The sequence below is a fragment of the Streptomyces sp. NPDC091371 genome, from assembly GCF_040684275.1.
Classification (GTDB): Bacteria; Actinomycetota; Actinomycetes; order Streptomycetales; family Streptomycetaceae; genus Streptomyces.
In genome coordinates, this window is the sequence record NZ_JBFBFP010000074.1 from 1 (window position 1) to 25,601 (window position 25,601).

The 25,601-nt window shown below is 69.6% G+C and carries 29 protein-coding genes; 19 read left to right on the top strand and 10 right to left on the bottom strand.

The window, feature by feature from the left end; translation table 11 throughout:
* Positions 1 to 60: 60 nt before the first annotated feature.
* From AB0O21_RS38380 to AB0O21_RS38390, 3 genes are read right to left on the bottom strand one after another with little or no spacing between them, the layout of a single operon-like run.
* Complete coding sequence (locus AB0O21_RS38380; protein WP_365179945.1) at positions 61 to 900, bottom strand: transposase family protein; 840 nt, start codon at positions 898 to 900, stop codon at positions 61 to 63.
* Between the two features lie 57 nt (positions 901 to 957).
* The gene (locus AB0O21_RS38385) at positions 958 to 1,125 is read right to left on the bottom strand and encodes a hypothetical protein (RefSeq protein ID WP_365179948.1); all 168 of its coding nucleotides are present in this window, start codon (positions 1,123 to 1,125) and stop codon (positions 958 to 960) included.
* A gap of 30 nt (positions 1,126 to 1,155) precedes the next feature.
* A complete protein-coding gene (locus AB0O21_RS38390; RefSeq protein ID WP_365179951.1) occupies positions 1,156 to 1,413 on the bottom strand; it encodes a hypothetical protein in 258 nt (85 codons plus the stop codon).
* A gap of 344 nt (positions 1,414 to 1,757) precedes the next feature.
* On the opposite strand from AB0O21_RS38390, the gene AB0O21_RS38395 reads away from it, so the two are divergent.
* The 3 genes from AB0O21_RS38395 (at position 1,758) to AB0O21_RS38405 (ending at position 3,556) form a co-directional block, all read left to right on the top strand.
* Positions 1,758 to 2,018 carry a hypothetical protein gene (locus AB0O21_RS38395; RefSeq protein ID WP_365179954.1) on the top strand — a complete coding sequence of 87 codons (261 nt, stop codon included), beginning with the start codon at positions 1,758 to 1,760 and terminating at the stop codon, positions 2,016 to 2,018.
* Positions 2,015 to 2,389, top strand: a complete 375-nt coding sequence (locus AB0O21_RS38400; protein WP_365179957.1) for a PIN domain-containing protein — start codon at positions 2,015 to 2,017, stop codon at positions 2,387 to 2,389. The genes AB0O21_RS38395 and AB0O21_RS38400 overlap by 4 nt, the downstream gene beginning before the upstream one ends.
* A 282-nt stretch (positions 2,390 to 2,671) precedes the next feature.
* Positions 2,672 to 3,556, top strand: a complete 885-nt coding sequence (locus AB0O21_RS38405) for a hypothetical protein (RefSeq protein ID WP_365179960.1) — start codon at positions 2,672 to 2,674, stop codon at positions 3,554 to 3,556.
* A 268-nt stretch (positions 3,557 to 3,824) separates the two neighbouring features.
* On the opposite strand, the gene AB0O21_RS38410 is transcribed toward AB0O21_RS38405, so the two are convergent.
* Positions 3,825 to 4,148, bottom strand: a complete 324-nt coding sequence (locus AB0O21_RS38410) for a hypothetical protein (RefSeq protein ID WP_365179963.1) — start codon at positions 4,146 to 4,148, stop codon at positions 3,825 to 3,827.
* A gap of 32 nt (positions 4,149 to 4,180) precedes the next feature.
* On the opposite strand from AB0O21_RS38410, the gene AB0O21_RS38415 reads away from it, so the two are divergent.
* A complete protein-coding gene (locus tag AB0O21_RS38415) occupies positions 4,181 to 5,989 on the top strand; it encodes a site-specific integrase (RefSeq protein WP_365179965.1) in 1,809 nt (602 codons plus the stop codon).
* 11 nt (positions 5,990 to 6,000) lie between these two features.
* Here the strand turns inward: AB0O21_RS38415 and AB0O21_RS38420 are convergent, their stop codons facing one another.
* Positions 6,001 to 7,176 (bottom strand): MFS transporter, encoded by a 1,176-nt coding sequence (locus AB0O21_RS38420; RefSeq protein WP_365179968.1) that lies wholly within the window; start codon positions 7,174 to 7,176, stop codon positions 6,001 to 6,003.
* A 231-nt stretch (positions 7,177 to 7,407) separates the two neighbouring features.
* Between AB0O21_RS38420 and AB0O21_RS38425 the strand changes: the two genes are divergently transcribed.
* The 3 genes from AB0O21_RS38425 to AB0O21_RS38435 all read left to right on the top strand — a co-directional run bounded on the left by AB0O21_RS38425 (position 7,408) and on the right by AB0O21_RS38435 (position 9,756).
* Positions 7,408 to 7,842, top strand: coding sequence for an integrase (locus AB0O21_RS38425; protein WP_365179971.1), 435 nt, complete (start codon positions 7,408 to 7,410; stop codon positions 7,840 to 7,842).
* A 144-nt stretch (positions 7,843 to 7,986) separates the two neighbouring features.
* Positions 7,987 to 9,018: a hypothetical protein gene (locus AB0O21_RS38430; protein ID WP_365179974.1), complete on the top strand. Its 1,032-nt coding sequence runs from the start codon at positions 7,987 to 7,989 to the stop codon at positions 9,016 to 9,018.
* 393 nt (positions 9,019 to 9,411) lie between these two features.
* Positions 9,412 to 9,756, top strand: a complete 345-nt coding sequence (locus tag AB0O21_RS38435; RefSeq protein ID WP_365179977.1) for a hypothetical protein — start codon at positions 9,412 to 9,414, stop codon at positions 9,754 to 9,756.
* A 202-nt stretch (positions 9,757 to 9,958) separates the two neighbouring features.
* Here the strand turns inward: AB0O21_RS38435 and AB0O21_RS38440 are convergent, their stop codons facing one another.
* Positions 9,959 to 10,654: a DUF1963 domain-containing protein gene (locus tag AB0O21_RS38440; RefSeq protein WP_365179980.1), complete on the bottom strand. Its 696-nt coding sequence runs from the start codon at positions 10,652 to 10,654 to the stop codon at positions 9,959 to 9,961.
* 517 nt (positions 10,655 to 11,171) lie between these two features.
* On the opposite strand from AB0O21_RS38440, the gene AB0O21_RS38445 reads away from it, so the two are divergent.
* From AB0O21_RS38445 to AB0O21_RS38455, 3 genes are all read left to right on the top strand, one after another.
* On the top strand, positions 11,172 to 12,380 hold the full coding sequence (locus AB0O21_RS38445) for an IS110 family transposase (protein WP_365179983.1): 1,209 nt from the start codon (positions 11,172 to 11,174) through the stop codon (positions 12,378 to 12,380).
* A gap of 65 nt (positions 12,381 to 12,445) precedes the next feature.
* A complete protein-coding gene (locus AB0O21_RS38450; RefSeq protein ID WP_365179986.1) occupies positions 12,446 to 12,967 on the top strand; it encodes a hypothetical protein in 522 nt (173 codons plus the stop codon).
* A 216-nt stretch (positions 12,968 to 13,183) separates the two neighbouring features.
* Positions 13,184 to 13,789: a dihydrofolate reductase family protein gene (locus AB0O21_RS38455; RefSeq protein WP_365179989.1), complete on the top strand. Its 606-nt coding sequence runs from the start codon at positions 13,184 to 13,186 to the stop codon at positions 13,787 to 13,789.
* Positions 13,790 to 13,985: 196 nt separating this feature from the next.
* Here AB0O21_RS38455 and AB0O21_RS38460 read toward each other — a convergent pair whose 3' ends face one another.
* The 3 genes from AB0O21_RS38460 to AB0O21_RS38470 all read right to left on the bottom strand — a co-directional run bounded on the left by AB0O21_RS38460 (position 13,986) and on the right by AB0O21_RS38470 (position 15,902).
* Positions 13,986 to 14,768 carry a sulfite exporter TauE/SafE family protein gene (locus AB0O21_RS38460; RefSeq protein ID WP_365179992.1) on the bottom strand — a complete coding sequence of 261 codons (783 nt, stop codon included), beginning with the start codon at positions 14,766 to 14,768 and terminating at the stop codon, positions 13,986 to 13,988.
* A 79-nt stretch (positions 14,769 to 14,847) separates the two neighbouring features.
* Positions 14,848 to 15,567 carry a cation transporter gene (locus AB0O21_RS38465; protein WP_365179995.1) on the bottom strand — a complete coding sequence of 240 codons (720 nt, stop codon included), beginning with the start codon at positions 15,565 to 15,567 and terminating at the stop codon, positions 14,848 to 14,850.
* Entirely contained in the window at positions 15,567 to 15,902 is a 336-nt protein-coding gene (locus AB0O21_RS38470) for a metalloregulator ArsR/SmtB family transcription factor (RefSeq protein ID WP_365179998.1), read from the bottom strand. The genes AB0O21_RS38465 and AB0O21_RS38470 overlap by 1 nt, the downstream gene beginning before the upstream one ends.
* Before the next feature lie 140 nt (positions 15,903 to 16,042).
* Between AB0O21_RS38470 and AB0O21_RS38475 the strand changes: the two genes are divergently transcribed.
* From AB0O21_RS38475 to AB0O21_RS38510, 8 genes are all read left to right on the top strand, one after another.
* Entirely contained in the window at positions 16,043 to 16,348 is a 306-nt protein-coding gene (locus tag AB0O21_RS38475; protein ID WP_365180001.1) for a hypothetical protein, read from the top strand.
* Between the two features lie 126 nt (positions 16,349 to 16,474).
* Positions 16,475 to 16,984 (top strand): hypothetical protein, encoded by a 510-nt coding sequence (locus AB0O21_RS38480; RefSeq protein ID WP_365180004.1) that lies wholly within the window; start codon positions 16,475 to 16,477, stop codon positions 16,982 to 16,984.
* 117 nt (positions 16,985 to 17,101) lie between these two features.
* Positions 17,102 to 18,247 (top strand): tyrosine-type recombinase/integrase, encoded by a 1,146-nt coding sequence (locus tag AB0O21_RS38485; protein WP_365180007.1) that lies wholly within the window; start codon positions 17,102 to 17,104, stop codon positions 18,245 to 18,247.
* Positions 18,244 to 20,826: a site-specific integrase gene (locus AB0O21_RS38490; RefSeq protein WP_365180010.1), complete on the top strand. Its 2,583-nt coding sequence runs from the start codon at positions 18,244 to 18,246 to the stop codon at positions 20,824 to 20,826. Before AB0O21_RS38485 ends, AB0O21_RS38490 begins: the two co-directional genes overlap by 4 nt.
* A complete protein-coding gene (locus AB0O21_RS38495; RefSeq protein WP_365180013.1) occupies positions 20,823 to 21,407 on the top strand; it encodes a DUF6262 family protein in 585 nt (194 codons plus the stop codon). Before AB0O21_RS38490 ends, AB0O21_RS38495 begins: the two co-directional genes overlap by 4 nt.
* Before the next feature lie 170 nt (positions 21,408 to 21,577).
* Positions 21,578 to 22,261 (top strand): SMI1/KNR4 family protein, encoded by a 684-nt coding sequence (locus tag AB0O21_RS38500; RefSeq protein WP_365180016.1) that lies wholly within the window; start codon positions 21,578 to 21,580, stop codon positions 22,259 to 22,261.
* Positions 22,262 to 22,341: 80 nt separating this feature from the next.
* Complete coding sequence (locus tag AB0O21_RS38505; protein ID WP_365180019.1) at positions 22,342 to 23,088, top strand: hypothetical protein; 747 nt, start codon at positions 22,342 to 22,344, stop codon at positions 23,086 to 23,088.
* On the top strand, positions 23,085 to 23,387 hold the full coding sequence (locus AB0O21_RS38510) for a hypothetical protein (RefSeq protein WP_365180022.1): 303 nt from the start codon (positions 23,085 to 23,087) through the stop codon (positions 23,385 to 23,387). The genes AB0O21_RS38505 and AB0O21_RS38510 overlap by 4 nt, the downstream gene beginning before the upstream one ends.
* Positions 23,388 to 23,771: 384 nt before the next feature.
* On the opposite strand, the gene AB0O21_RS38515 is transcribed toward AB0O21_RS38510, so the two are convergent.
* Positions 23,772 to 24,356, bottom strand: coding sequence for a helicase associated domain-containing protein (locus AB0O21_RS38515; protein WP_365180028.1), 585 nt, complete (start codon positions 24,354 to 24,356; stop codon positions 23,772 to 23,774).
* 352 nt (positions 24,357 to 24,708) lie between these two features.
* Between AB0O21_RS38515 and AB0O21_RS38520 the strand changes: the two genes are divergently transcribed.
* Entirely contained in the window at positions 24,709 to 25,320 is a 612-nt protein-coding gene (locus AB0O21_RS38520; protein ID WP_365180025.1) for a GDSL-type esterase/lipase family protein, read from the top strand.
* The last annotated feature ends 281 nt before the right edge of the window (positions 25,321 to 25,601 follow it).

Consider the following 25,601-nt stretch of genomic DNA (forward strand, 5'->3'; position numbering starts at 1 on the left):
CCCGGCCCGGTGAGGCTGTTCCGAGTGCTTGTGCTGGTCGTGGGCCGCCTGCGGCAGAAATCAATTGCCCGTAGTGGCCTCGATGTTCGTCAGTACGAGCAGCGCGCGAAGCAGGTGGGTGGCGCGGGTGGGGTCAGTGCGGAGCTTGGTGAGGATCCGCCAGTTCTTCAGGTGGGCGAAGCCGTGCTCGACCGGGGCGCGTCCGGCGGCCAGGATGCGGTTGGCCTCCTTCTCGGCGGGGGTGAGCTTACGGGCGCGGGTGGCCTTGAAACCGGTGACGACCACGGGGTCGTCCCCGTCGCTGTCCAGGCCGATAAAGCCCAGGTCGGCCAGGGCGCCGAGACCGGCGGCGCGCAGGTGGGCCAGGATGTGGTCGCGGCGGGCGGCGGTGATGTCGTGGGTGCGGCCGGGCCGGGCGGCCGATATCCAGATCATCCGGCCCCGCTCGTCGGTCAGGGCGAGGACGTGCAGGCCGTGGCGGCGATGCTTGCCGGAGTAGTTCGGGCGGTTCGCCGTCCCGGTGCGGCGCTGGGTGGGGATGAGGGTGCCGTCGATCAGGACGACCTCTCCGCCGCGCCGTGCGATCTTCTTCAGGGCGCGGTCCAGGCGAGGGGCCTTCGCGGCCAGCAGGGCGATCAGCTCGTCGCGCCAGCGGCGGACGGTGGTGGCGGAGATGTCGTTGCCGCCGGCCATGTCGGCCAGGCGCTGGTCGTGCCGGAGCACGGCCAGGACGATCACCGCGATCCCTCCGGGCGGCAGCACCCACCACCGGGAGCGTATGGCCTTCAGATGGCGTCGCAGCAGGTCGGCTAGGTAGTTGAGGGTGTGTGTGGACAGCGGCAGGCGGCACTGGTAGACCAGGGACACGGTGTCCCCGGCGTGCTCTTTGGTTCTCGTCACACAATTCCAACAGCCGCCGGGGGCACCTCAGTTACGGCTCGTCGCTGTGCGGCATGGTCAAAGGCGGGCGGTGAACTTGCCGTCGGGTCGTTTGTGCAGCCAGCCGCGGTCGGCCAGCTTCGTGAGCTTCCCGCGCAGTGGCTCCAGCTTGCCCCTCACCCCGGTGTCCAAGCCCAGCACCTCGCCGATCTGCCGGGTGGAGACCGGGCCTCCGGCCTGCCGCACGGCGGTCAGGATGCGCTGGTACTCCGCCGGCTATGCGGACTCAGCCACCCCCGGCCCACGGTCCGGGACCAGCCGCACCGCCCGCCCCGCCACTTGGACCACCGGCGACCCGGCCTTCGTGCGCTCGTCGGCGAGTTGCTCGCTCATTCGCTGCCACACCCTCTCGGCCACGGCCAGCTCATCCCGCTCAGCTCGTACCTCCGACAGCTGCTTGACCAGCTGCTCTTCGAGTCCGTCCAGCTCCGCTCGCCGCGCGGCGATCCGCTCCAACACCTCGGGATCCATCATGGGCGGAGCGTAGGAGCGGCACCCGCGACGACGGACGGGAATCCACAAACCCACTCCTGCCAGACGATCTACACCCCAGACTGCCGCCCACGACCAGCACGAGCACCCCGAACCGGCGCCACACCAGCACCCTGACCAGCTATTTCAAGATGGCGCAGCTTCAATCATCTAGACGGGGGAACCCTCAGAAGCCGGGACCAGACAAGGGAAGCCCGTGCGCGGCCACGCTCTGGGCAGGTGGTGGGAGGAACGTCACCAGTTTTCCGCCGACGTCTCTCCAGTGGAGGCGACCCTTATAGCGGGGACGCCTGGCTACCGGGTTCTACCGGCGGTAGAATCGGGACATGAGCAGCAGCAAGCCGACGAGTGTGAAGACGACCGAGGCCGTCCGGGACCGCCTGCGCCTTCTCGCTCAGGAACGCGGGACGACCATCACCGAACTCCTGGAGGAACTGGCCGCGAGCCGGCTGACCGCCGCCGAGCAGGAGCAGCGCGCCCAGCAGGCGGCAGCCGAGCTCGGCCTGGAGTACACCGAGCAGGTCCAGCGCACCGGACAGTCCGCCTGGGAGCGCGTCCGCGCCCACCAGGACGGCGCCGCCGCGTGAGCCTGACCGCCGTCCTCGACCACACCGCGCTGGCTGCCCTGTACCTGGCGGACGAGTTCCTCACCGGCCTCTACATCGAATCCTCCCGCGGCGGCGGACGCGTCCTCATCCCCGCGCTTTCAATCCTTGCCGCCGAGCGCCAGGTCCCCGGCGCCGGAGCCTACGCCGCGCGCCTTCGCTTCGCCGAGACCGTGCCGTTCACCGGCGCGCACGCCCTGGACGCCGCCTCATGGCCTACCGTGGACTGGGCGGTCACCCACCCCGCGGCCATCGCCTGGCAGGCCGCGAAGACGGGGGAGCCTGTTACGGTGCTCTCCCTGGCGCCCGAGCTGTACGAGGGGACGGGCGTCTACCCGCTGAACCCCCAGTAGGACGCCCGCGAACCTCACACGCGCACGCGGCCCCGGATCGGCACCTTGTGTGTCGATCCGGGGCCGCTCGGCAGTGTTCTGCAGCGCTACGCCCGAAGGGGTGCCATGGGCTCCAAGATCCGAGAGTCCCGGGCACTTCTGTCGGCCGGACGATGGGGCTCCCTCCCCGGCTCCACTCAAAGCGGTCATTTGATCACGCGCCGTCGCGCAGCGGTGTAGAAAGAGATTTCATATGACCGGCCCGGTCGAGAGAACACACACTTTCCCTGGGGGGAACCGACCATGCGTACCCGCCTGCTCCGCAGTGCGTTCATATCCCTGCTCGCCGCTTCCGCCGTAACCGCCCTTGTCCCGGCGGTGGCGTCGGCCGCCGATCCCAGCCAGTGCAGGACCAGCGGGACCGGCGGCAGCGCCGAGCGCTTGCTGCCCGGTCGGCGCCTCGACTCGGGCGCGAGCCTGATTCCGACGCCCGGCAAGACCGAGTTGGTCATGCAGCCCGACGGGAATCTCGTCGTGTACGCGCTCGGCAATCCCGGCGGACCCAAGCTCCCGCTGTGGCACAGCGGCACGTACGGCAACCCGGGTGCGTACGCCCTCATGCAGGAGGACGGCAACTTCGTCGTCTACAAGAAGGACGGAGGCCCCCAGACGGGCGGCGCCCTTTGGCACACCGCCACCTACGGAGCGCAGGCCGACGCGTACCCCTCCGCGGTGTTCATGGATAACGGTCTGTTCGAGGTCACCAACAGCAGTAAGGCCTGGTCGACCCGCACCGGCGAGCAGCACGCCAGGGTGTGCGCATCCATTCCGGGCCGCTTCCAGGAGATGTGGGGGCAGGGCTACTGGGCCCAGTCCGCCAGCGTCTGGATGGTCCTCCAGCAGGACAACAACCTCGTCATGTACCGCAAGCGGGACGGTGCGGCCATCTGGAGCAGCGGTACCTACGGCAACCGGACCCCCTTGGTCCTCCAGATGCACGAGGGCGGCGACCTGGCCTTGCTCGAGTGGTTCGAGCCGGATGAGGTCCGCTGGCGCACCGGCACGAGGGGCTACTACGACGCATATGCCTTGCTTCAGGACGACGGCAACTTCGTTGTCTACCGCGCGGACGGCGGGCCCGGAAAGGGTGGCGCCCTGTGGGCCAGCGGCACCTGGTACAACGTCTGACCGGTCCGCGGAGCGGATGCCAAAGGTGCGGGTTGGGGCGCCCGCCCCTTCGGCGTACGTCGCTGCGCCCGCGAGGGAGTGGCACTTCGGCGGGGGTATCTGGTGCGCGGCCCTCGTGCGGGGCGCACTCGACTGCCTGCCGCGCGATGCCGTTCGGGTGTTCATGGCCAGGCCGCCTCGGGGAAGGGCGGGGCGACCGCCCTTCAGCACGGGCACGTAGCTGTACCGGGGGTTGCAGGGGCACCAGCAGCTTTGCGATCGAGGTCACTCAAATCCAGTTGCCCCAGCCGAACGTGGCGATATAGGCCCGCCGGACGGCGTCCCAACCACGCCCGCTGCCGAGATGAATGACTGCCAGTGCAATGAGGAACCACGTCGTGAAGGCAGCAAAAATGATCAAGGTCCAGCGGATGCCAGCGAAGCTGGCAACCACGAGCAGGGCGATGATCGTGACTGCCAGACCCAAATGGGCAGCGGGGAGATCTGTTCGCAGTGCCCCGCGGACCGCCTGACGCTCTTCGCGAATATCGCGATCGTACTGAGCGGAAGCCGATTCGGTACCTCCGATTTCACGTCCGGAGTCATGATCCACGAACAGCCTCCTAGTCAAGTCACAACTTCACCATGAGCAGCCTGTGCTGCGCCGATTCCAGTATCGGCCACCAACTTGCCATGGCCGGGGCCACGAGGGTGGTCAACCCGGCCTGCTATCGCTGCCAGGAAGTCAAGGCACTGTCGAAGGTGCTGGACGGCAAACGAGTCTGCCGCAACTGCTTCGCCCGCAACTCGGCCGTGCCCTGCGTCCGCTGCGAAGCCGTCCGCGAGCCCGCCGCCCGGGATGCCGAAGGGCAGCCGTTGTGTCCGAACTGTCTGGTCAGCGACCCCGTCAACCTGGAGGAATGCGGCGGTTGCGGTCGTCGCCAGAAGGTCGCAGTCCGGCTCCCCGACGGACCCCGTTGCGCCAACTGCCGACCAAGGACCGCCGCACAGTGCGGTATCTGCGGACGGACGGCGGCGTGTGAGATTTCGCGGGTCACGGGCGACCCCTGGTGCAATCGGTGCCAGCTGCGGTGGGTTCCCTGCAGCGGCTGCGGCACCGTCGCCCATGTCCGCGGCGGCACTTGGGACGCGCCGTTGTGCGCGAGGTGCACCAACCCGGATCCGGACTTCTGGGGTCGCTGCCCCGTCTGCCGCACCACATGGCAGCTCAGCACCCGCCCCTGCCAGCGATGCGTCCTTGACCAACTGGTACGCGACCTCTTGGGCGGCAGCACGGGCACGATCCGGCCAGACCTCACGCCCCTCTACCAGGCACTGTCCGGAGCCGAACGCCCCACCAGCACCATGTTCTGGCTGTCGGGCTCGAAGGTCAGCGGCCTGCTCCAGCAGATCGGCCGCGACGAACGACCCGTCACCCACGAAACGCTCGACGAACTCCCCGTGAGCAAGGTCCTCGCCCATCTCCGCAGCGTCATGGTCGCCACCGGCGCCCTGCCGCCCCGCGACGAACGCCTCGTCGCGCTGGAGGGCTGGGTCACCGCAGCGGTTCAGGCCCGCACCGACCTCACCGAACGACGGATCCTGCACGGCTACGCGGTCTGGCATCACCTGCGCCGACTCCGGCGACGTCTCGGCGAAGAACACGCCACCCGCCTTCAGGATCAGAACGTGCGCTGCCACGTCACCGCGGCTGACAGCTTCCTTGACTGGCTCACCGGAGAGGAGCTGACCCTTGGGACCTGCACCCAGACCGACCTGGAGCGGTGGATCGCCGGCCCCACGGCCAGCTACCGGGACGAGACCGGTCACTTCATCCGCTGGTCGGTACAGCACCGGCATGCCCGCGGCCTGACCTACGGCACCGTCCGCTGGACGGGCCCCCGCAGCGCAATCGACAGCGAGAAACGCTGGGCCGACGCCAGACGCCTCCTTCACGACAACACCCTGCCCACCCCGGACCGCGTCGCCGGCCTGCTGCTGATCCTCTATGCCCAGAAGATCGCCACCATCAGCCAGCTCACCGTCAGCGACGTCCATATCACCGACGACACCGTCGCCATCACGTTCGGCACCTCTCCAATCGTCCTTCCCGAGCCGCTGGCATCCCTGATCCGCGAACTCATCACGACACGCCGCGGCAAAGCCAAGATCGGCACCCCGGACGACGTCCCCTGGCTGTTCCCCGGAGGCCGCCCCGGAAACCCCCTCGGCGACGACCGGATCGGCCAGCGCCTCCACAAGATCGGGATCCAACCCCAACAGGACCGCTCCACCGCCCTGTTCACCCTCGCGACCGAGATTCCTGCCGCGATCCTCGCCCGGATGCTCGGCGTCCACATCCAAGTCGCCGTTCAGTGGCAGAAGGCATCGGGCGGGGACTGGGCCGCCTACGCCGCCGACGTCAGCCGCCGCGATACACCGCGAACCAGATGACCTGCCCCACTTCATTTCTGACGCAGGCGACGGATCGGCTTCAGGACGAGACCCACGATCCCTGCGGCGCCGACACCCACCGCGCACACCGCCGCAGCGATCGTGGCCCCCTGGGCGTCGGCGAGTGCGCCGAGTGCGTTGTTGCCCACCACCAGCGCCAGACTCTGAACGAGCATCAGCAACGCCTGCATCCTGGCCAGGTGCGTGTCCGGGATATTGGTCAGCACCAGCGGACCGATGTGGCAGGCGAACATCCCGGAGCCCGCACCGACCACGATTCCTCCAGCCACGACCACGACGGCTGTCTCAGCCATGGCCACCGCAGCGATTCCCAGCGCCGAAACAAACAGCCCCAACGCCGCACCCACGCCGATCCGGCTCAGGGTGCCCCGTCGCGAGACCACCAGCGCCACAGCGACCATCCCCAGGCTCTGACCACCGGCGACCAGACCGGCCACCCCCGCACTCCAGCCGTGCTCCCGCGCCAGGAGCGGGTTCAGCAGGGACACCACCGGCAGGAGGAAGCACGCGGCAGCGGCCGTCAGCAGCAACGCGGGCCGCAGGACCGGATCCCCCACGGCGATCCGCACCCCGTCGACCGCCCCCGCCAGGAGACCCTCCCCGCGAGGGGACCGTTCGACGTCGAAGGCCGGCCGGACGCAGACGAGCACCACGAGGACGATCGCGAAGGTGCCCGCATCGGCGACCGCCGCGCCGGTCAGCCCGGCGGCCGCGACGAGTACGGCGCCCACCGGAGCCCCGAGCAACGAGGCGATCTGGCCGCCGGCCTGCTGCATGGCCAACGCCCGGGGGAGCTGGTCCTTCCCCACCAGACGGCGGGGCATGGACCCGGTGGCCGGCAGATAGAACGCATCGACCGTGCCGATCACGGCGGCGACCATGACGAGGAGCCAGGGAGATGCTCCCAGGCGCAAGCCCACCAGGGCCAGTATGAGCGTGGCCGTGAGCATCACGGCATCCCCGATAATCATCACCCGGCGAGCGCCGAACCGGTCGCCGACGGCACCACCCAGCAACAGCAGCAAGGTGCGCGGAAGGGTAATAGCGGTCAGGACCAGAGCGCCCATCCCGCCACCATGGGCACTGGCGGCCCAGCCGAGCGCGAAGTACAGGACAGCATCGCCGAGCAGCGAGGCACGGGTGCCGACGAGCCAGACGAGATACATGCGAGGAAGGGCCGGGCGCGCTGAGACAGGCCGGGCGGTGTCGAGGGATGCCATGGCCGCTGACGCTAAGGCCCTCAAGTAACTCGAGGGCAAGCGCCTCCGGCGAGATCAGGGCACACGCACGCCACCCGGCGCCCGAGATACGTCGCTATGTGACACCGCGTCAAGCAACAGGACGGACCCATGAGGCAGGCATTCAGGCAGTTCCAATACCCGACTCCACCATTAGCCGTGTTCAATGACGAGGTCGTACGGCACTACCAGCAGTTCCTGGACAACCGGCGCCGGCTGCGGCCCGCCGGCGAGTACCGCACTCCCACCCGCACCGAGTGGGGCGAGTTCGAGGAGCACTTCGACACCCGCAAGGTCGAGCTCGGTACTTGCGGCCGCCCGTACGCGAGCGACTGCCGCCACGAGCATGCCTGCATCCGCTGCCCGGTCCTGCGGGTCAATCCGCAGATGGCCTTCCGCCTGGAGGAGATCGAGACTGATCTGATCGCACGCCGGGCCCGTGCCGAGGCTGAAGGCTGGCTCGGCGAGATCGAGGGCATCGATCTGACCTTGAGGCTGCTTCGGCAGAAGCAGGTCGAAGCGAGGCGGCTGGCCGACATGCCGCGCACCGTTGACCTGGGCATTCCCGTGGTAGCACCTCGCGGTAGCCAGTAAGGGAGTCAGGCACACAAGTACCCTCCCGGGGCGGGTTGGCGAGGCTCACGAATGCTGGCCGCGGTTGCAGCTGGGCGGCTTCGGACAGGCAGACCCGCAGGTGGCATGATCGGCTCCGATCGGACTCGGCGGTGGGGGTGTGACGTGGGCGAATGGCGGACTGATCCGGCGTTTGCGATGTGCCGGGCGTTGGTGGACGGGGCGGACCTGTCCTCGTTCGCGGGCGGACCATTCGACGTTCGGACAGCGGTGGCCGCTATCCCGCCCGAGGCCAAGGACGGATTCCTCCTCGACCAAGTCCCCTGGGAGCATTTCCCGGAGGGAGATCGTGTCAGGGAGGCCGTTCACCTGCTGCACACGAACGACTCGCCTGTTCGCACCGGAGCAGGCGTTGTGGATGGCATGTGTGCCAACGACATGCGGGCCGCGGCCGTTCTCGCTGTGCCGTTCCTGATCCGCATCGCCGCCGATACCCGCCACCCCTACCGTGCCGGCGCGCTCTCAGAGGCCTCCTCCCCGGCACGCGCCCGCTACTTTGGCGTGGCCTCCCGCGACGAACTACTGCTCCACCGCGCCGACACCCAGGACGGCGATCCGTACGACGACTATGGCGTTGAGGTGACCGGCTACCCTGCTGGTTGGTCGGTCGCCGCCGCCCGGGCCGCGATCACCGCCGACATCGCTCTCCTGCAGCCCCTTCTCGGTGACCCTGACCCGTCGATACGCATCCACGCCGCATACATACTGGCCACCGCCGCAGACCACGACCGCGCGGTCCATGCTTCCTTCCAAAACCGGCTCGCAGCCGAGCAGGACCCGGCCGTCAGCGCCGCCTTGGTCCTCGCCACCGCTGAAGTGACCCGCGCCCATCCCCACTCGCCGACTATCGCGTGGATGCGAGAGCGGTGGCGGCAGCAGACACAGGCGCCCGAGGTCCGGCTGGCCGCCGCGATCGGCTGGCTCTGCCTCACCGATGAACCCGTCCCCGACGACTTGCGCGCCGCCGTCGACGACCTCGCCACCGACGAGCGCGCCCAGGCCATGGACGACCTGCCCTGGATGGCCATCGCCAGCGGATCCGACGAGACCGGACTGCAACGCTGCGTCCGAAAGATGCTTCATCCCGACCAGCCCGACCCCCCGGATTGCGACGACCCGTGGGCCCCGCGCCGTTGACGGCGAGAGCAAGCCACCAGCGCTAGATCCTCACCCGTACGACTGAGACAGACCGCGTCTGCGTCCGTGCACGCTGCCGCTAAAAGCAGGCCGAGAGCGCCGCTCGATTGAACGAGACGCCCTGGTGCAGTTAAGTCCTACGTCGAGTACGAGCGGCGCGTGCTACTGGGCGGCGGGCCCGAGATCGTCCCAGGTCTGGACCCGGCGGACGTGATGGACGCGGTCCCCGGTGAGCACCCCGGACCTCATTGGCGCCGATTGCGATGGACGGCGCTCGCGCGCCGGATCGGTGACCCGACCGTGCCTGAGGGACGCCTGCCGTGCCATAGCTCTTTCCCCTCGATCGCGCCGCGCCCCTGGCCGGTCGGGATCCGGGTCCCGTCCGAAGGCAGCATGGACCGGGCCGCCTGGAACCGCCTGATCACGATCCTCACCGAGCACAGCCCGCAGGGACCCGACACCCCCTGCCTGGCCTACTACAGCCCGCTGCTGCACGGAGCCGAGGACTTCGACAACCTGCACATCCGAACCGGCACGCTCGCGGACGCCCACGCGCTGTACGACCACCCTGAGGAGGACGGCTGGAGCCCGTCCAATCTCTGGCCGCGGGACCAGTCCTGGGTACTGTGCACGGACTACGACCTCTGGGCCACCAAGGTGGCCGGCCCGACCGCGCTGATCGAAGCCCTCCTCAACGACGGGGACCTCGAAGCCGTACGGCTTCCATGGGCTACCTGACCGGCCGGGGGCGGAGCTGTGCATCGGGGTTGTCCATCCGCGCCATCTATCGTGCTCAGTCACAACTGAGCGGTGCAGTTGGCCCCTGAGCGTGCTAGTTGGCCCGGGCGCACTTGCGGGCCCTCGAACACTGCTGTCCGTGGTGCGTGGTCCCCGGAACGCGGGCGGCGAGGCGGTGGTGGTGTGGGAGGGCTCAGCGCGGTCAGCACGAGTCGTACCAGTGATCGAAGGGGCGCTCCGGGCAGGTACGGCACTCGAAGATGTACACCGAGCCCACACTGCCCACATCAAGCCCGGTGGGGTCCACAGGGACTGCCCGACCGCCATCCTCGTCCCGGTCTTCCAGGGGCAGCCAGATGCGCCACGAGGTGCCGTCACATTCCCGGCTGGCCACTGTGAGCAGGTGGTCCATGCGGCGGCCGCATCCCTCGCAGTCCACCCATCCCTGCTCGGTGAACCATGACGGATACCCGCCGAGTTTGATGCCCGGCGCCTCGGCGAAGTCGGAGAAGGACAGCAGCGGAATCGCCTCCCGCAGGCGGCGGAAGTCGTCCCGCCACTCGTCGGCCAGGTCTTCCGGCAGATCCCAGGTCGGGTACTCCGTCACCCGCTCCGGGTGGACCACGCACGGCGCCGGAACATGCCGACGGGCCGCAGCCGGATCCGTTGGCGGCGCCGGGAGTACGGCCTGTACCGAAGCGGAGTCGCGCCAGAACACCGCAGGCCACGGTGACGCGGGAAACTCGTGGGTGAACGGGCACCAGAGCACCTGCAAGAGATCCGCGCCCTCAGGAAATGGCACCACGCCGGGCGGCAGGTCCGAGCGGAAGGCCTGCACGACCGGCACCATCGGCACCCTTGAGCTGCTCGGCAGGCCGTCGCTGAAGCCGCTGTGCATTTGCGTACATACCGGCCATCCCTCGTGTGCCGGCCACAGCAACGGCCCGCCCACGGAGCTCTCGGTATACGACGGCGCACCTTGCCTCGGGTGCAGACGCACCGTGTCCCGCGCCCACGCGGCGAGCCCTGGAACCAGCCTCACCACGTCTACGGGACGTGGCGGCGTCCGCCGTCTCGCCACGTCCGCACCGGGCACCGAGTCCTTCAGATGATCCGTCATGGACGGAACCCTGCCAGACAGTGGCTGAGCGCTGTAGTTGGCCGGAGTGGCCAAGTACCGCGCTCCTTACCTTGTTGGCGGGTTGATTCCGGTCCTTCGTACGATCGGGAAACCCAGGGGCCTGGGTGTGGCTGAAAGCGCTCATGCCGTCCGTGTGGCTTTGACTGATAGGCCGCCCAGCGCCCCGCGACGACACGGCCACTCATTGGGATGCGCGAACACAGATCGCTTCGTAAGGACACGTCGGCGTGGTCGTCTGCAGGGACCAGTCAACCGATCGACGAGGGAGGCTCGGGTGCCCGAGCTCTGGGCGGGGACGGATGCCGGCAAAGCCGCGCATCACTGCACGGTAATCGACGCGGACGGGACGAAGGTGCTCTCGCGCCGGGTGCCCAACAACGAGCCAGAGCTCCTGGAGCTGATAGGCGACGTCCTCGCACTGGCCGAGGACTGCCCGGTGACCTGGGCCATCGACCTGAACGCCGGCGGCGGGGCTCTGCTGATCGCTCTCCTGACCAGCCACGGCCAGCAGCTGCTCTACATTCCCGGCCGCACCGTCCACCACGCCTCCCGCGGCTACCGAGGCGACGGCAAGACCGACGCGAAGGACGCCTACGTCATCGCCGACCAGGCACGGATGCGCCGGGACCTGCAGCCCTTGCAGGAATGGGACGAGATCGCGGTGGACCTGAAGATCCTCACCGCCCGCCGCTACGATCTCGCCGCTGACCGCACCCGCGCCATCAATCGGATGCGAGCACAGCTTCTGGAGTTCTTCCCCGCTCTCGAGCGGGCCTTTGACTATGCCGCCTCCAAAGCGGCGCTTGTCCTGCTAACCGGTTACCAAACACCAGCTGGTCTGCGCCGGGTCGGCCCGAGCCGGCTCGCGACCTGGCTGAAGAACCGCAAAGTCCGTGGCGCCCAGCCAGTGGCTGACGCGGCCGTCGCCGCGGCAAAGGCCCAGCACACCGCCGTGGCCGGGGAGAGAACTGCCGCGGCCGTGGTCAACACCTTGGCCAGGGCGGTGTTGGCTCTGGACGACGAGATCGCTGAAATCGACGCACAGATCGCGGTCCGTTTCCGCGAGCACCGCCACGCGGAAGTAGTCCTCAGCATGCCCGGCATGGGCCCGTTGCTGGGGGCGGAGTTCATCGCCTGCACCGGCGGCGACATGGATGCCTTCGGCAGCTCGGACCGACTCGCTGGCGTCGCCGGACTCGCACCGGTCCCACGGGACTCCGGTCGCATCAGCGGCAACATGCGCCGGCCACACCGCTACCACCGCCGGCTCCTGCGCGTCTTCTACCTCTCCGCCCAGATCGCCGCCCGGTTCTGCCCCACTTCGAAGACCTTCTACGACCGGAAGAGAGGCGAAGGCAAGAGTCACAAGCAGGCGATTCTCGCCCTAGCTCGCCGCCGCCTCGACGTTCTGTGGGCCCTCATCCGCGACCAACGCCACTGGACAGCCCAGCCACCGCAACCGGGCCTGACCAGCGCCGCATAACGCTGGCCGACCCGGTGAAGGTAGGTTGATCACCAGTTGGCTGGAGGCCGTGGGGAGGAACTGCTGTGACAGAGATCGAGGTCCCGGGGCCTGAGCCCGACTGGCAGCCGGCTACACAACCGTCCTACTACACCGGCAAGAACCCCGCCTACCAGTACAGCGTCTGGGAACACCACGCCCCGCTATTCCAGATGATCGGAGTGCTGGCGCTGCCGGTGCAGCCCGTGGCCCAGCGGCTACGTCTGCACGTGGAGCGGTCGTGGGACGGGCTGGACGAGCTCGACGTCGTACTGTTCCGGCTGAAGGGATTCAGCTTCGCGATCAGCAAGCACGACGGCAATCCGGTGGGCGTCTCGTATGTCTGGCTGACCGAGCCGCATGAGCAAGCCGACAAGGCCCTGGACACCCTCCTGGAGGTTGTCGGGATCGGGGAGGACGCCGTCGCATTCCGCGGAGACGCTCACGAGGACCCAGCAGAGCGGACCGCCACGGCGCACGATGCTGGCTCTCCGGATGAAGCCACTGACGTCACCTTGCCGACCTCTCCATGGGCAAGGTTCCGGCGTGCGATCGGCAGGACCCAGTAGACACCTCCGACGCTTGACAACGGTCATTGGGAATCCTTACCTACCTGGAGCGACTTCGTGTCGCACACTGAGCGTTTCAGTTGGCCATTGAGCGCTGTGGCCCGGCTGAGCGTGATGGTTGGCCCGGGCCGTTTCCTCGTTACTCCACAGCGCGGCCGATGAGTTTGTTGCTCCCGGTCGGTCCAAGCTCGTGACACCCAAGGAAAGGACACCGCCATGTCGGAGCTTCTCGTCGACTTCATCACCTCCCTCGACGGCCATGCATCGGGAGAGGGATGGCCCGGGTTCTGGGGCCTCGAGGGCCCGGAGTACCTCGCATGGCTCGGCGAGCAGCCCGAGGCCACCTACCTGATGGGAGCGAACACCTACCGCCTGATGTCGGGCTTCGCCGCAGGCGAGGTCCCGAATGGCCAAGACGAGCTCAGGCCCGAAGAAGAGACGTCCGTCGACGAGCTCACGCAAGCGCCCAAGGTGGTGTTCTCCTCCTCACTCAAGGAGCCACTGACATGGGCCAACTCAACGCTTGTCCGCGACGACGCCGTCGAGGCGGTCCGCGCCATGAAGTCGAGCGGCTCGGGGCTCCTCAGCACGATCGGCAGCCTCAGCCTGTGCCGGTCCCTGCTACGAGCCGGACTCGTCGACCGCTTCCGGGTCGTGATGTTCCCGGTGATCACCGGGGCCACGGGCGAAGAACGCATCTACGACGGCTATCCGGACGTTGCCCTCGAGATGATCGAGCACCGCACCTTCGACGGCCGCATCCAGCTGGTCGAGTACAAGCCCCGCGTGCTCGATCACCCGCCGCTCTTCGTCCCTGCGTGACGTCGTCCCGTCCGCCGGTCTGGACGGCTGCCAGGCCGGTGCCGACGGGCGCGGAGCAAGACCTTGGTAGGGGGCGAACGGCCAACGTCAGGACGCCCGGCCCGCCTCAGAGCCCGCGTGGCCTGAGGGCCAGCCGTGAGCGGCTCATCGGGCAGGGGGTGCGGGGGCTTTGTCGCCTGAGCCGGCCGCCTCAGGCTCAGGCCAGGGCCTGGGTGGCGTACACCGCGCCGAGGGCCGCCGCGAGGGCGCCGAGCAGGAGGCGGAGCGCGGTTTCGGGAAGGCGGGGCTGGAGCCGTGCGCCGAGGTAGCCGCCGATCAGCCCTCCGGCGCCGCAGGCCAGACCCAGCCACCAGTGGGGCGCGACGGGCCCGGGACTCGCCAGGCTCAGCAGGGCGTACGCGGCGGCCCCGGCGAGGGAGGTCGTGAAGGTGGCGGCGAGGGTGGCCGGTGCGATGCGGGCCATGGGCATGCCGCGGGCGGCGAGGATGGGCCCGAGCAGGGAACCGCCGCCGATCCCGTAGATCCCGCCGGCCACCCCGACCGTCATGGCGAGAGCGGCGAGTAGGCGTGCCGACGGTTCGGCCACGTCCGGTCGCCGCCGGGTGGGGTGCAGGGTGCGCAGGCACAGCCATGCGCCGAGCGGCAGCAGGAGCGCGGCGACCAGGATGCGGAAGACGTCGGGGCCGGGGAGGGCGTAGACGCGGAGGGCGGCGCCGGTGATGACGCCGGGCAGTGTCCAGGCGACGAGGCGGCGGGCCAGGCCGCCGCGCAGAGCGCCGTCGCGGCGGTAGCGCCACAGTGCGCCTGGCCCGGCGACGACGTTGAACAGCAGGTTCGTCGGCGTGACCGCGGGGCTCGGCACGCCGAGGATGCTGAGCTGGACCGGCAGCAGGAAGACCGCCCCCGAGACGCCGACCGGCGCGGTCACCGTCGAGATCAGCAGGCCAGCCGCGAACCCGGCCCAGATCGTCCACTCCACCGCTGCCCCCGCCGCTCCGTGATTGCCCGGTCAGTATCGACGGAGCACCCAGAGGGAGGGCGGGGCGGCAATGAGATGTTCACGAGCAGCAGGTGCAGCCCGGCTTGCAGCCGCATGCGTCCGCCTCGGCCGCGGCCGCTCCGACGGGGGCCGACGTGTGGGCGGTGGGGGCGCAGCAGCCCTTGCCCTGCCAGGCGTCGCGGCCTTCCTTGACCGCGATGGCGGCGATGACGAGGGCGGCGATCGGGTCGGCCCAGGACCAGCCGAGCGTGGCGTTGAGGACCAGGCCGACCAGCAGCACGGCGGAAAGGTACGTGCACAGCAGGGTCTGCTTGGAGTCCGCGACCGCGGAGGCGGAGCCGAGTTCGCGGCCGGCCTTGCGCTGGGCGGCCGAGAGGAAAGGCATGACCGCCAGGGAGAGGGCGGCGATGACGATGCCGGGGATCGAGCGGTCGGCCTCGCCGGTGCCGGCCAGCGCGCGGACGGCGTCGATGCTCACGTACGCGGCCAGCGCGAAGAAGGAGACCGCGATGATCCGCAGCGTGGTCTTCTCCCGGGCCTCGCGCACCGCGTGGTCGCGTGCCGAGAACTGCCAGGCGACCGCGGCGGCGGAGGACACCTCGATGACGGAGTCCAGCCCGAAGCCGATCAGCGCGGTCGACGACGCGAGCGTCCCGGCGGTGAGCGCGACGACCGCCTCGATGACGTTGTAGGTGATCGTCGCCGCGACCAGAAGGCGTATCCGCTTCGCGAGGGCGTCACGGCGGGCCGGGGACGGCCCGATGGATATGGAGGCCATCAGCAGCAGCCCTCCGTGGCGGCGTCGGGGCAGGTCTGGTCCGACTCGACCGCGACCACCGCGGCCAGCAGGTGGTCCAGGGCGTGGCCGAGGCGTTCGTCTGCGAGCTCGTAACGGGTGCGGCGCCCGTCCGGGACGGTGACGACGAGACCGCAGTCCCGCAGGCACGCCAGGTGGTTAGACAGCCGTGTCCGGGAGACGGCGATCGCGTCCGCGAGGTCGGAAGGGTAGGCCGGCGCCTGGCGCAGGGCGAGAAGGATCCGGCAGCGGATCGGGTCGGCGAGCGCGCGGCCGAAACGGGCCAGCACCTCGATGTCGGAGGCAACGGTCAGCATCCTTCGACAGTACAGCGATCCCTGAATTCACGAAAGCGTGAATGATCTCCCCGGATTGCCACGGAGCGCCATAGTCGGCGCCCCGGCACCCCGATCGCCCGGACATACCTCCGCATGCCTAGATCATCTAGGGCGGGTTTATGGAGCGCATCACCCGCTGGTACACCCCGCTCACCGCCGACGTTCACCCGGAGCGGTTCGCCAGTTCCGGGCAGCCGGGCGCCGTCGTCACCGTTCGGCGGCCCGGGGGCCGCGGGGAGCGGTTCCGGCTGATGGACACCCCGCTGTACGGCGTGCACGGCGGCACTTTCGCGGCGGAGCCGGCCGAGCACCTGCAGGGCGTCCGGGGCGGTGGCGGGGGTCGCGGTGGCGGCCCCCGCTTCCGCCTGTCTGGCGCCGGTTCGCAGTCCCCCGCAGGGGTGAATCCGGCCCTCGCGTACGCGTAGGCGGATCTAGCTGTGTGCTCCCAACTCGCCGCAGAACTAGGGCTATTGACAGAAACCGGGATGTTCCGGGATGTTTCCGGCGCGGCTCGATCGTCGGGCCGGTCGATGTGGATCGGAGTGCGTTTCATGGCGCGTTCGGTACGTGAGAGCTACGACGAAAGCCAGGCTGCGGGACGGCTGCGGGTGCCGTTGGCGGCCTGGCGGTGGGCGGTCGGCTCGGGCCTGGTCCCGCCGGCCGATGCCGGCCCGGGGCTGTGGTCGCGGGCCGTGGTGGAGGCCGCCGACCCGGAGGCGGTCCGGGCAGCGCTGCGCGGCCCTGTCGGGGCGGGGTGGGCGGCGGACCGGCTGACGGAGGCTCTGGGGGAGCCGTTGCGGTGCAGGCCGAGGGTCACCGCCTCGGCGGTCGGTCACCTGGCCGGGGCCGGCCTGCTGGTCCGCCTCGGCGGGGACACGGAGTTTCCCGACGTCCACCCGGACCAGGTGGCCGCCCTCGCGCGCCGCCGGGACCTGCCGGTCCTGCTCGACCAACACGTTCCCCTCGGCCCGGACCAGGCGGCCCGGCGCCTTGGTGTCCGCCGAGTCGACTTTACCGAGCGAAGTGAGGGTGTCCGGATCACTCGTTGGAGCGGTCTGTAGAGCGATGACGTTCTCGTTTACCGGTCGTGGAAAGCCTCTTCGGCGCGTGGGCGATGCGTGGGGAGAAGCGGCGGGATGCGAAGTGGGATGGTGTTGGACGACCTTCGGGTACAGCCCATGAAGCGGGCTGGAGGTGGGTGGTCGTACACAGTCGTGTGGCCGGACGGGACCGTCGATGAGGAGTCCGACGCCTTCCTGCGTACTTACGAGGGCAGCGGGACGCAGAAGACCTACGCCTACTACCTGGTGGATCACTTGCGGTGGCGGGTCCGGGAGCGGCTGGTCACCGAGTCGGTGCGGCTGCTGGATCTGCACCGGTACATGGGGGCGGTGGGCGCACAGGTGCCGATGCCGTGGGGGCAGCGCTGGCGGATCCCGCCGAAACGCCCATACGGGTCGTCGGCCCTGCAGGTCCTGGCCGCATGCTTGAAGGGCTTCTATCTGCATCAGTGCGCGTCCGGGGTAAATCCGGAGCTGCGGACCGCGCTGGAGGTGAGACGGCTTCCCACCAGGGCCGACCGGAACCGGGCCCTGCTGGGCCACGTGAAGACATCGGTGCCGGCGAACCCGCTGGCTCCTCGCCGCGGGCGTCGGCGCCACCCGAAGATGCTCCCCGATGGGGCCCGGCCCGAGCTGTTGCAGGTGGTCAACACGGCGCGCGACAGGCTGGTAGTCACCTGGCTGTCCGACACCAGCCTGCGCGTCGGTGGCCTGACCGGCCTGCACCTGGTCGACCTGCACCTTCGGGCAGGTGCGGACTGCGGTGAGTGCCGCAGTCCGCACCTACACGTCTGTCATCGCTGGGGGAACCCGAACCGGGCCGCTGCGAAACGAAAGGCCGACTGGTGGCTGCGGGACGGCGTGATCACGGGCGGCGAGATCGTCCGGGTGAGTCCGGCGATGACCAGCGCCTACTTCGAGTACATGACGACCGAGTACGCCGAGCACGCGGCGGGCCACGGCATGCTGCTGATCCAGCTGGCCGGGCTGCGACGGGGTGAGCCGTGGAGCGCTGACGGTGCCCGCGGAATGCTCCGCCGGGCTGGCCGCCGCGCTAACTTGCCCGGCCGGATCAAGCCCCACCAGTTCCGGCACAGCTTCACCTCCGGAATCCTCGACGCCTCCGGCAACGACCTGCTGGTGGCGAAGGAGGCCGGAAACTGGGCCTCCGCCCAGACGGTCGATGAGGTCTACGGACATCCTGACCAGCACTCGCCGGAGTTCATTGCGGCCCTGCACGCGGTCTGGGGTGAGACGCAGTGACCACGCTCCCGCTGCTGAGCGCCGCCCGCACCGCGACGACCCGCACGGGTTCCGACCGGTTGGAGATGCTCCACGCACTGATCGCGGCGCCGACCTTTGACCCGCTGTTTCGGCCCGACAGCATCACCATCCCGGGTGACAACGACGTCTACGGCTGGAACTGCCGGGTCTCCGCATGCGAGCGGTCGCAGACGCCGACGAAGACGTTCTGCGCGACGCACGCCGACGAGTGGTACGCCTGGCGTGACGAGGGCGGCAACATCGCCGAGTTCCTGCGGCAGGCGGAGCCGCTCGCCTCGCGCAGCCAGCGCACTTTCCGCCCCTGTCTGCTCTGCCCCCAGACCCCGGCCCGGAGCCGGGAGGGGCTGTGCTTCCTGCACTCGCGGCGCTTCGTCAGCTACAACAAGCTCCGCCGGCAGTCGGGACGTGCAGTTGATCTGGCCGCCTGGCTCGCCACCCAGCAGGAGCTGCCCGGGTTCGGCAAGTGCCAGGTGATCTCCTGCGCCGACACTGCCGATCATCCGCTGAGGCTGTGTGGCCGCCACCGCTATCGCTACCAGCAGCAGGGCAGTCCGGGCGGCGCCCGGCTTCCGGCGGGCTGGACGCCGCGGATTCTGGAGCAGGGCGGGACCATCCCGGTCACCTACCAGGACGAAGCAACCTTCCGGCAGTGGTGCACCAACAGCAGCCCGGTGACCCGGATGAACGGACGGCTGACCTTGCTCGGGCTGCGGCCCCTGGTCAAGGCCGAGATCAAATGGGCGCTGTTCCACCACACACAGCAGCAGTTCGAGGGCGGACGCTGGCCTCTGCCCTGGATTCAGTACCTGATCAACGCCTGCCGCGACCAGGCGGTGGACTCGCTGATCGACTTCGACCACCAGGCGGCGGCCCAGCACCCCGGCCAGGTCGCCAGGGTGATGCTGGACTACCTGCGGCAGATCTACTTCACCCGCGCGGACACCAAGGACGCCGGGTTCATCGAGACCGAGCACTACGGCGTCCACTTCAACCACCGCAGCACGGTTGTCGACCTCTCGGCAGTCAGCCAGCGCTGGCTCCGCGATCTCCTCTGGGACTTCATGGACTCCCGGCTAACCGTCGACCCGCCGCGCGGATTCAGCACGGTCTCGGCCCCGCGCCGCGGATGCGTGGAACTCAGCGCGTTCCTGGAGGCCCACGCGCCGGGCGGCGGACACGACCCCGCCCTGCTGACCGAGGCCCACGCGGTTGACTTCGTCGCCGACCAGCGCCACCGCGCCAAACACGGCCTGCGCTCCCTCGGCCTCTACACCGTCGGCAACAAGGCGGAGCAGACCGTCGTCACCAACGGCACCATGGCCACGACGTTCTCGAACGTCCGCCGGGTGCTCCGGGCCGCACTGGATCTGGGCGAGGCCGAGCGGATCGGCCTGGGGCGCGCGTTCATCGTCACCTTTCCGATCTACACCGTGAAGGCGGGCCGCCGCCGGCCCTTCCCCGACGACGTCGCCCGCGCGCTGGCGAACGAGGCGAACCTGGCCCGCTTGGAGACCTTCGACATCGACGACCGGGGCCTGCGGGACATCTGGGAGGCCCTGGTCCTGACCGGCCGCCGGGGCACCGAGGTCTCCAAAGTCCGCCTGGACTGCATCGGGCGGCTCAACCGGATCCCGATGTTCTGGCATGACCAGACGAAGGTGGGCAACTACGACCAGGCGATCCGCATCCCCGAACGTCTCTACGAGCGGATCGAGAAGCGCCAGGCCAAGACCGTCGCCAGGTTCGTCCAGAACCACGGACGCCCGCCGACCAGCGAGGAACGGCCCCGCCTCGCGCTGTTCCCCCGCCGGTCCACCAACCGTGACGGCACGCACAGCGTGTCGCACAACTGGTTCAACAGCGCGTTCCGCAGCTGGGTCGACACGCTTGACATCGCGCACTGCGTCCCACACCAGGCCAGGCACACCCTGGCCACCAACCTCCTGCGCAACGGTGCGAACCTCTCCCACGTCAAGCGCTACCTGGGGCAGGTCTCCGAGCGCATGGCCGAGCACTACACGCACCTGGCCAACACCGACCCACGGCTCAACGACGCACTGAACGCCGTCTGGGTCTCCGGACCCGGCTCCGCCGAGCCGGGCGTCCTACTCTCCAGCGGCGAGCCGATGAGTCGGGAGGAGGCCGAAGCGCTGGCCATCGACCTCACCCGCCGGTCCACCCCGGCCGAGGGCGGGTTCTGCACGTTTCAGCCCGTCGTCAACGGCGACACCTGCCCCTGGAACATGGACTGCCACAATTGCGACAAGTTCGTCATGTCCGGCGCCGATCTCGTCTACTGGCACCGCAAGCGCGAGCAGTGGCGCACGCTGGCCGAGCGCGCACCCGACAGCGCGACCGCTGACTTCCTGCACGAGGTATTCGAGCCGACCGCCCGCGCGATCGTCGGCCTGGAGAAGGCCCTTGACGCCATCGGCCTGCTGGACGAGGCCCTCACGCTCGACCTCCGCCGGCCGCAGGACTACTTCGGCCGGGTCTGGAGCACCGCCTTCCGGGCCCAGACACTGGCCAGGCACGAAGCGGAGGATGAGGCCGCATGAGACCGGAATCCACCGCCGCGGCCATCGCCGCGCGCCGCCGGCAGACCGAGCAGAAGCTCGAACAGGTCAAGACCGCAATCGGTCACCTCCGACGCGAACGCAGCCGCGTGACCGTCCGGGCCATCGCCCAGCGGGCAGATGTCTCAGCCACGTTCCTCTACGAGAACACCGACGCCCGCACACTCGTCCAGAACGCGGTCACCGACAGCCGAAGCCGCCACAACCGCCAGACCCAGCAACAGCACGACCACATCGAGGCGACCTGGCGCGAACGCGCCCTGAATGCCGAGGCCGAGCTCACCCGAGCCCAGAAGGAGGTGCTCGCCCAGCGGCAGCAGATAGGTGAACTCATGGGTCAGCTACGCGACTTCGACCAGATGGTCCCCGGTGAGTCCGTCCAGGCACTCGTCACTGAGAACACCACCCTCAGGCACCGCGTCCACCAGCTCACCCGTGATCACCGCACCCTGCAGGAACGCCTCGAAGGCGCCCGCTCCAACCTGCGGTTCGCCGAGAGGCGAATCTCCGATCTCGAAGCCGAGCTCCTCGAAGCTCTCCTGCCAGACCAGGGGGCCCACTGACCGGCGGATTCCGCCCCGTCTCCCACTTGGCTGTGTAGGTGAGGAGCAGGAACGAATGTCGGTGCACGAGTGGTCACGCTGGCTACAGCAGGGGGCAGCGTGCGCTGGGCACCCGTGCTCCGGGGGAAAATCGCATGCCGGTGCGGTGCTCGTCTCACTAGCGTGTGCCCATGATTGACGACATGTGGGCGGGAGTGCGGGAGCGGGTGCTCCGGCTCGCCGAACACCCCAGAGCAGACAAAGTCTTCGGGGCGAAGGGCCATGGCTTTCGCCTCGGTCCGGTCATGGGGGAGGAGCAGCTCCAGGCACTGGAGGCGGACCTGGGCGTTGGTCTGCCCGCGCAGTATCGGAGTTTTCTGCTCCGTGTCGGAGGAGGGGGAGCCGGCCCCTACTACGGCCTGATGACACCGACCTTGAACGACGGTAGGTGGCAGTGGCTCGGCATCGGGCTTGCCTACCCCGGGCAGCCGACTACCGCCGAGTTCGCCGGACGGCCCTTCGTGGCCGAGGCGCTGCAGAGCGAGATCGCCGCGATGGAGGCACAGGAGCCCACGCTGGAAGCCTTTGCCTCCGACGACGAGTTCCGTCACGCGTACACGGCCTGGGATGCGCGCTACGAGGAGCTGAATGACGCACGGGAGGCGGGTGCGGTTTTCCTCAGCGAGCAGGGTTGCGGCTATGCGTCACTGATCGTGATGACAGGCCCGCACCGAGGTGCTATCTGGGAGGACCTGAGACCGACGGACGGCGGGATCGTGTCGACCGGGCATGACTTCGCGCACTGGTACCGGAGTTGGCTTGAGCGCACCGAGCAACAGCTCGATTTCACACCACCTGCACCAACCCACCAATGAGCTCCACCGGCCTCATGATCTCCGTGCGGCAGTAGACCTCGGCGCTCAGGCTCACACATCGCGGACATCTACGCCATGCATTGCCCCAGGTCAAAGTCGATCCGGTCACCCCGACGATCGGTAAAGTCGACTGGGACCAGGTGGTCAGGCTCGGTTGGGTCGCCCCGGTGGGCTCGGTGGAGATCGACTACAAGCGGCAGGGCGGCGTGACCACGGTCCCGCTGTACTCGGCGGAGTCCGTAGCCCTGCTTCCGGTCGTGCGCCCCCTGGTCGACTGGCGGGCGGTACACGCCGCTCCTGCGGGCGCACGGTCCCCGCTCGCGGCCCTGGCCCCGGTTGTCCCGGGCCGGGACCGGGTGCTGTTGGCGGAGGTGGCTCGGATGGCCCGGGTGGGCTGGGCCGCGGTGGCGTGTTGGCGCCGCCGCCATGCCGACTTCCCCGCCCCGGCCGCCGGCGCGGACGTGCATCCGCAGTTCGACCGCCCGGCGATCGTGGCCTGGCTGCTCGCCCACGACAAGATCGGCGTCCCCATCGGCATGTCATCGGCCTCGCTGGTCGTGGTCGGCGCCGGGCGGCGTCCGTCCTGGTTCCGGCTCGATGGCCCGCGCCTGGTGTTGGCCGACGACGCCGAGGAGGCAGACCAGCTGTCTGCCTGGTTCACCGATGCGGACGCCGACGAGTTGGCCGCTCTGACGGCGGGGGAGTTCGGGGCGTCGGTGGGTCGGCTGACTGCGCCGGGGACGGTGCCGTTGGCGGTGCTGGGCCGGGTGCGGGTGATCGAGCGGTTCCGTTCGGGGGCGGGTGGCCTGCGGGTGGCCTGCGGGTGACACTGGCGTGGCCGGCCAGCCTGCGAGGCACCGCAGAGGGGGCGGCGGGCGGGGTGGTCCGGCACGGGGTGCCGTGCGTCGGCCCGGGCGAGGAGTGCGTGTGCCACCGCCACGACTGCGGCGGCCTGGTCCCGGCCGACTCCTGCGCCGAGCACGGCCGGGCAGTCGGTCCGGTGCTGGAGTGGCACCCCGGCGGCGGCATCCGCTGCACGGCCCTACAGCGCCGCCGTGCAGCGGCCGAACGCGCCGGCACCGTGCCGGCCTGGCCCGACCCGCCGGAGGTCCCGACGTACATCTAGCTCGGCTGCGCCCACTCCACTCCGAGGGCGGCCAGGGCGGCGAGCTGGTCGGCGTGGAGCCGGTCGCGGCGCTGTTTCTGGTTGACGATCCAGGCCCCGGTGCGATGCTCGGTTCCGTCGGGGGTGTTCGTCGTGGGCCCGGCAGGGGAGGCCGCCGTCTTCCCGTTCGAGGTATTGCGTGAGGGCCTGGACGCCTTTGTGGAAGGCTTCCGCGCCGCGTCCGGACGTCGTGCCGCGCCGGTCGTCGCGGCCGCCGTGCGGGCTCGTACGGCCCGGCTGGCTTCACCCCGAACTCGGTCAGCCGACGCTGCTGCTCCTGGCTGAGCCGGCCGAAGTCGCGGCGCTGGGGGGCCAGCCACCGACCGATGTCCTCGCCGTGCCACGTCACCCCCGGCACCACGCTGGCCAGGCGCGCACCATCGGCCAGCAGGCCAGCAGGCCAGCAGGCCAGCAGGCCAGCAGGCCAGCAGGCCAGCAGGCCAGCAGGCCCGCGTGCTGGCGTTGCCAGTCCACCGTCCACCCGAGCTCGCTCGGGTTCCAGTCCTCGTCAATGGCGGCGAGGGCGGCGGCCCTCCGCTCCTCGCGTACGGGGTCCTTGCCGAGCCCGCCGGGCCGGCCGATGTTGGTCAGCCACTGCCCGACCGGCTTGTTCAGCGCGGTGGCATGCCGCGGCGCGGCCAGGGTCCCGTGCTGCTCGTAGTACGCCCGCGCGGCCGCGAGGTTCTCCGCGAACCCTTGGTCGGCGGTGTCCCACACGATCCCGAGCTCCTCCAGCTCCGCGGCCCGTTCGCCGGTCATGTTCCTGGCCCGGAACGTCCGGCGCTGGTCGGACAGCCACCGCCCGAGGGGGTACGCGCCCTCGGCGTGGTCGTAGGGCACCCCCAGGTGCTGCTCGCGCTCGCGGTACCGCCATGCGGCCTCGATGCCCCGGCGCCAGTCCTGGCACCGCCGCTCACCTCCGCCACAGATCCGGCCTCACCAGCACCACGTCCAACTCGTCGCGGCTCCCTCACCCCGAGCTGAACCGCACCCCCTCGAAAGGATGGCCGGGGTCGGCCTCGACGAGGTCCTCACCGACCTGCCGGGAGGCGGACGTCCTGCACGGTCACGACCACGCGAAGCTGGCGAAACCTGAGCGGGTGACGGAAAACGCCCTGGTCCACGGCCCGGTCCGCGCTCAGAAGCCGCCAGCGAAGGCTTGCCGGAACGCCCTGCGGAGCTCACCCAGAAGAGCGTGAATAGGCTATTTTTCTGATCTTGAGCAGGACCTGGGGCAGCCGGCAGCCGCCGGGGCCGTGACCGCACACTGGAGGAAAACGGCATGATCCGCCTCTCTGCAGCACCCATGACCTGGGTGGCCACCGGGGACAGCATCACCCAGGCCGTACTGCACACCCACGGCGCGCGCGGCTGGGTAGAACACCTGCAGGAACGGGTCAGATGGGAGCTGGACCGGCTGACCGACATCGTCGTCAACACGGGCGTCTCCGGCTGGCGCGCCGTGGACGTGCTCGGTTCCTACGAGCACTTGATCGGACGCTTCGCACCCGATGTCCTGTCCATATCGCTCGGCACGAACGACGCACGCGCCGGTCTGGCCGGGCTGGCGGAGTTCCGGGACGCCATGCGCCGGATCGTCGAGCGCACGGGTCCGGATACCCAGATCGTCCTCCACACCCCGGTGCTCGTCAGCATCGCCGGCCGCGAGGCCCGCGGCACTCTCCCGGCGTACGCACAGGCCGTACGGGAGCTCGCGAAGGAGACCGGCGCGCTGCTGGTCGACCACGAGGCGTACTGGAACGCGCACTTCGACGGCGCCGACCCGATCGCCTGGCTCGACGACCCGGCCCACCCCAACACCGTTGGCCACCTCCGGATGGCCGAGCACACACTCCGGACCCTGGGCCTGGGGGACTTGGAACCCCGCACCTGAGCTGTCCACGCCGTCTCCGCGACCCGTGTCAGCCCGCGGCCCGGGGCTGGTGTAGCCGAGGGACCTGGGGTCGGCGGAGCGGAGGTCTGCGCGGCCAGCCCACTGGTCCTGCCCGGCAGTGCCTGTTGCCGATCCGGCCTCCGGGACATCGAAACGAAGAGTGACGTTCAGCTTGACGTTTAACACCAATGCCGTTGACTTAGGGGTCTGATGGGGGTGCGACGGCCGCGATGACCTGCAGGGTTTCTGCCGGACGGCGGGTTGGCTGTGGTGGTCGTGGC

Bases quoted from the DNA above. Each gene is read 5' to 3' on its own strand.
- AB0O21_RS38390 (WP_365179951.1), bottom strand. From the start codon at position 1,413: ATGATGGATCCCGAGGTGTTGGAGCGGATCGCCGCGCGGCGAGCGGAG.
- AB0O21_RS38395 (WP_365179954.1), top strand. From the start codon at position 1,758: ATGAGCAGCAGCAAGCCGACGAGTGTGAAGACGACCGAGGCCGTCCGG.
- AB0O21_RS38405 (WP_365179960.1), top strand. From the start codon at position 2,672: ATGCGTACCCGCCTGCTCCGCAGTGCGTTCATATCCCTGCTCGCCGCT.
- AB0O21_RS38415 (WP_365179965.1), top strand. From the start codon at position 4,181: ATGAGCAGCCTGTGCTGCGCCGATTCCAGTATCGGCCACCAACTTGCC.
- AB0O21_RS38420 (WP_365179968.1), bottom strand. From the start codon at position 7,176: ATGTATCTCGTCTGGCTCGTCGGCACCCGTGCCTCGCTGCTCGGCGAT.
- AB0O21_RS38435 (WP_365179977.1), top strand. From the start codon at position 9,412: ATGGACCGGGCCGCCTGGAACCGCCTGATCACGATCCTCACCGAGCAC.
- AB0O21_RS38440 (WP_365179980.1), bottom strand. From the start codon at position 10,654: ATGCACAGCGGCTTCAGCGACGGCCTGCCGAGCAGCTCAAGGGTGCCG.
- AB0O21_RS38455 (WP_365179989.1), top strand. From the start codon at position 13,184: ATGTCGGAGCTTCTCGTCGACTTCATCACCTCCCTCGACGGCCATGCA.
- AB0O21_RS38465 (WP_365179995.1), bottom strand. From the start codon at position 15,567: ATGGCCTCCATATCCATCGGGCCGTCCCCGGCCCGCCGTGACGCCCTC.
- AB0O21_RS38470 (WP_365179998.1), bottom strand. From the start codon at position 15,902: ATGCTGACCGTTGCCTCCGACATCGAGGTGCTGGCCCGTTTCGGCCGC.
- AB0O21_RS38475 (WP_365180001.1), top strand. From the start codon at position 16,043: ATGGAGCGCATCACCCGCTGGTACACCCCGCTCACCGCCGACGTTCAC.
- AB0O21_RS38480 (WP_365180004.1), top strand. From the start codon at position 16,475: ATGGCGCGTTCGGTACGTGAGAGCTACGACGAAAGCCAGGCTGCGGGA.
- AB0O21_RS38485 (WP_365180007.1), top strand. From the start codon at position 17,102: ATGAAGCGGGCTGGAGGTGGGTGGTCGTACACAGTCGTGTGGCCGGAC.
- AB0O21_RS38495 (WP_365180013.1), top strand. From the start codon at position 20,823: ATGAGACCGGAATCCACCGCCGCGGCCATCGCCGCGCGCCGCCGGCAG.
- AB0O21_RS38500 (WP_365180016.1), top strand. From the start codon at position 21,578: ATGATTGACGACATGTGGGCGGGAGTGCGGGAGCGGGTGCTCCGGCTC.
- AB0O21_RS38520 (WP_365180025.1), top strand. From the start codon at position 24,709: ATGATCCGCCTCTCTGCAGCACCCATGACCTGGGTGGCCACCGGGGAC.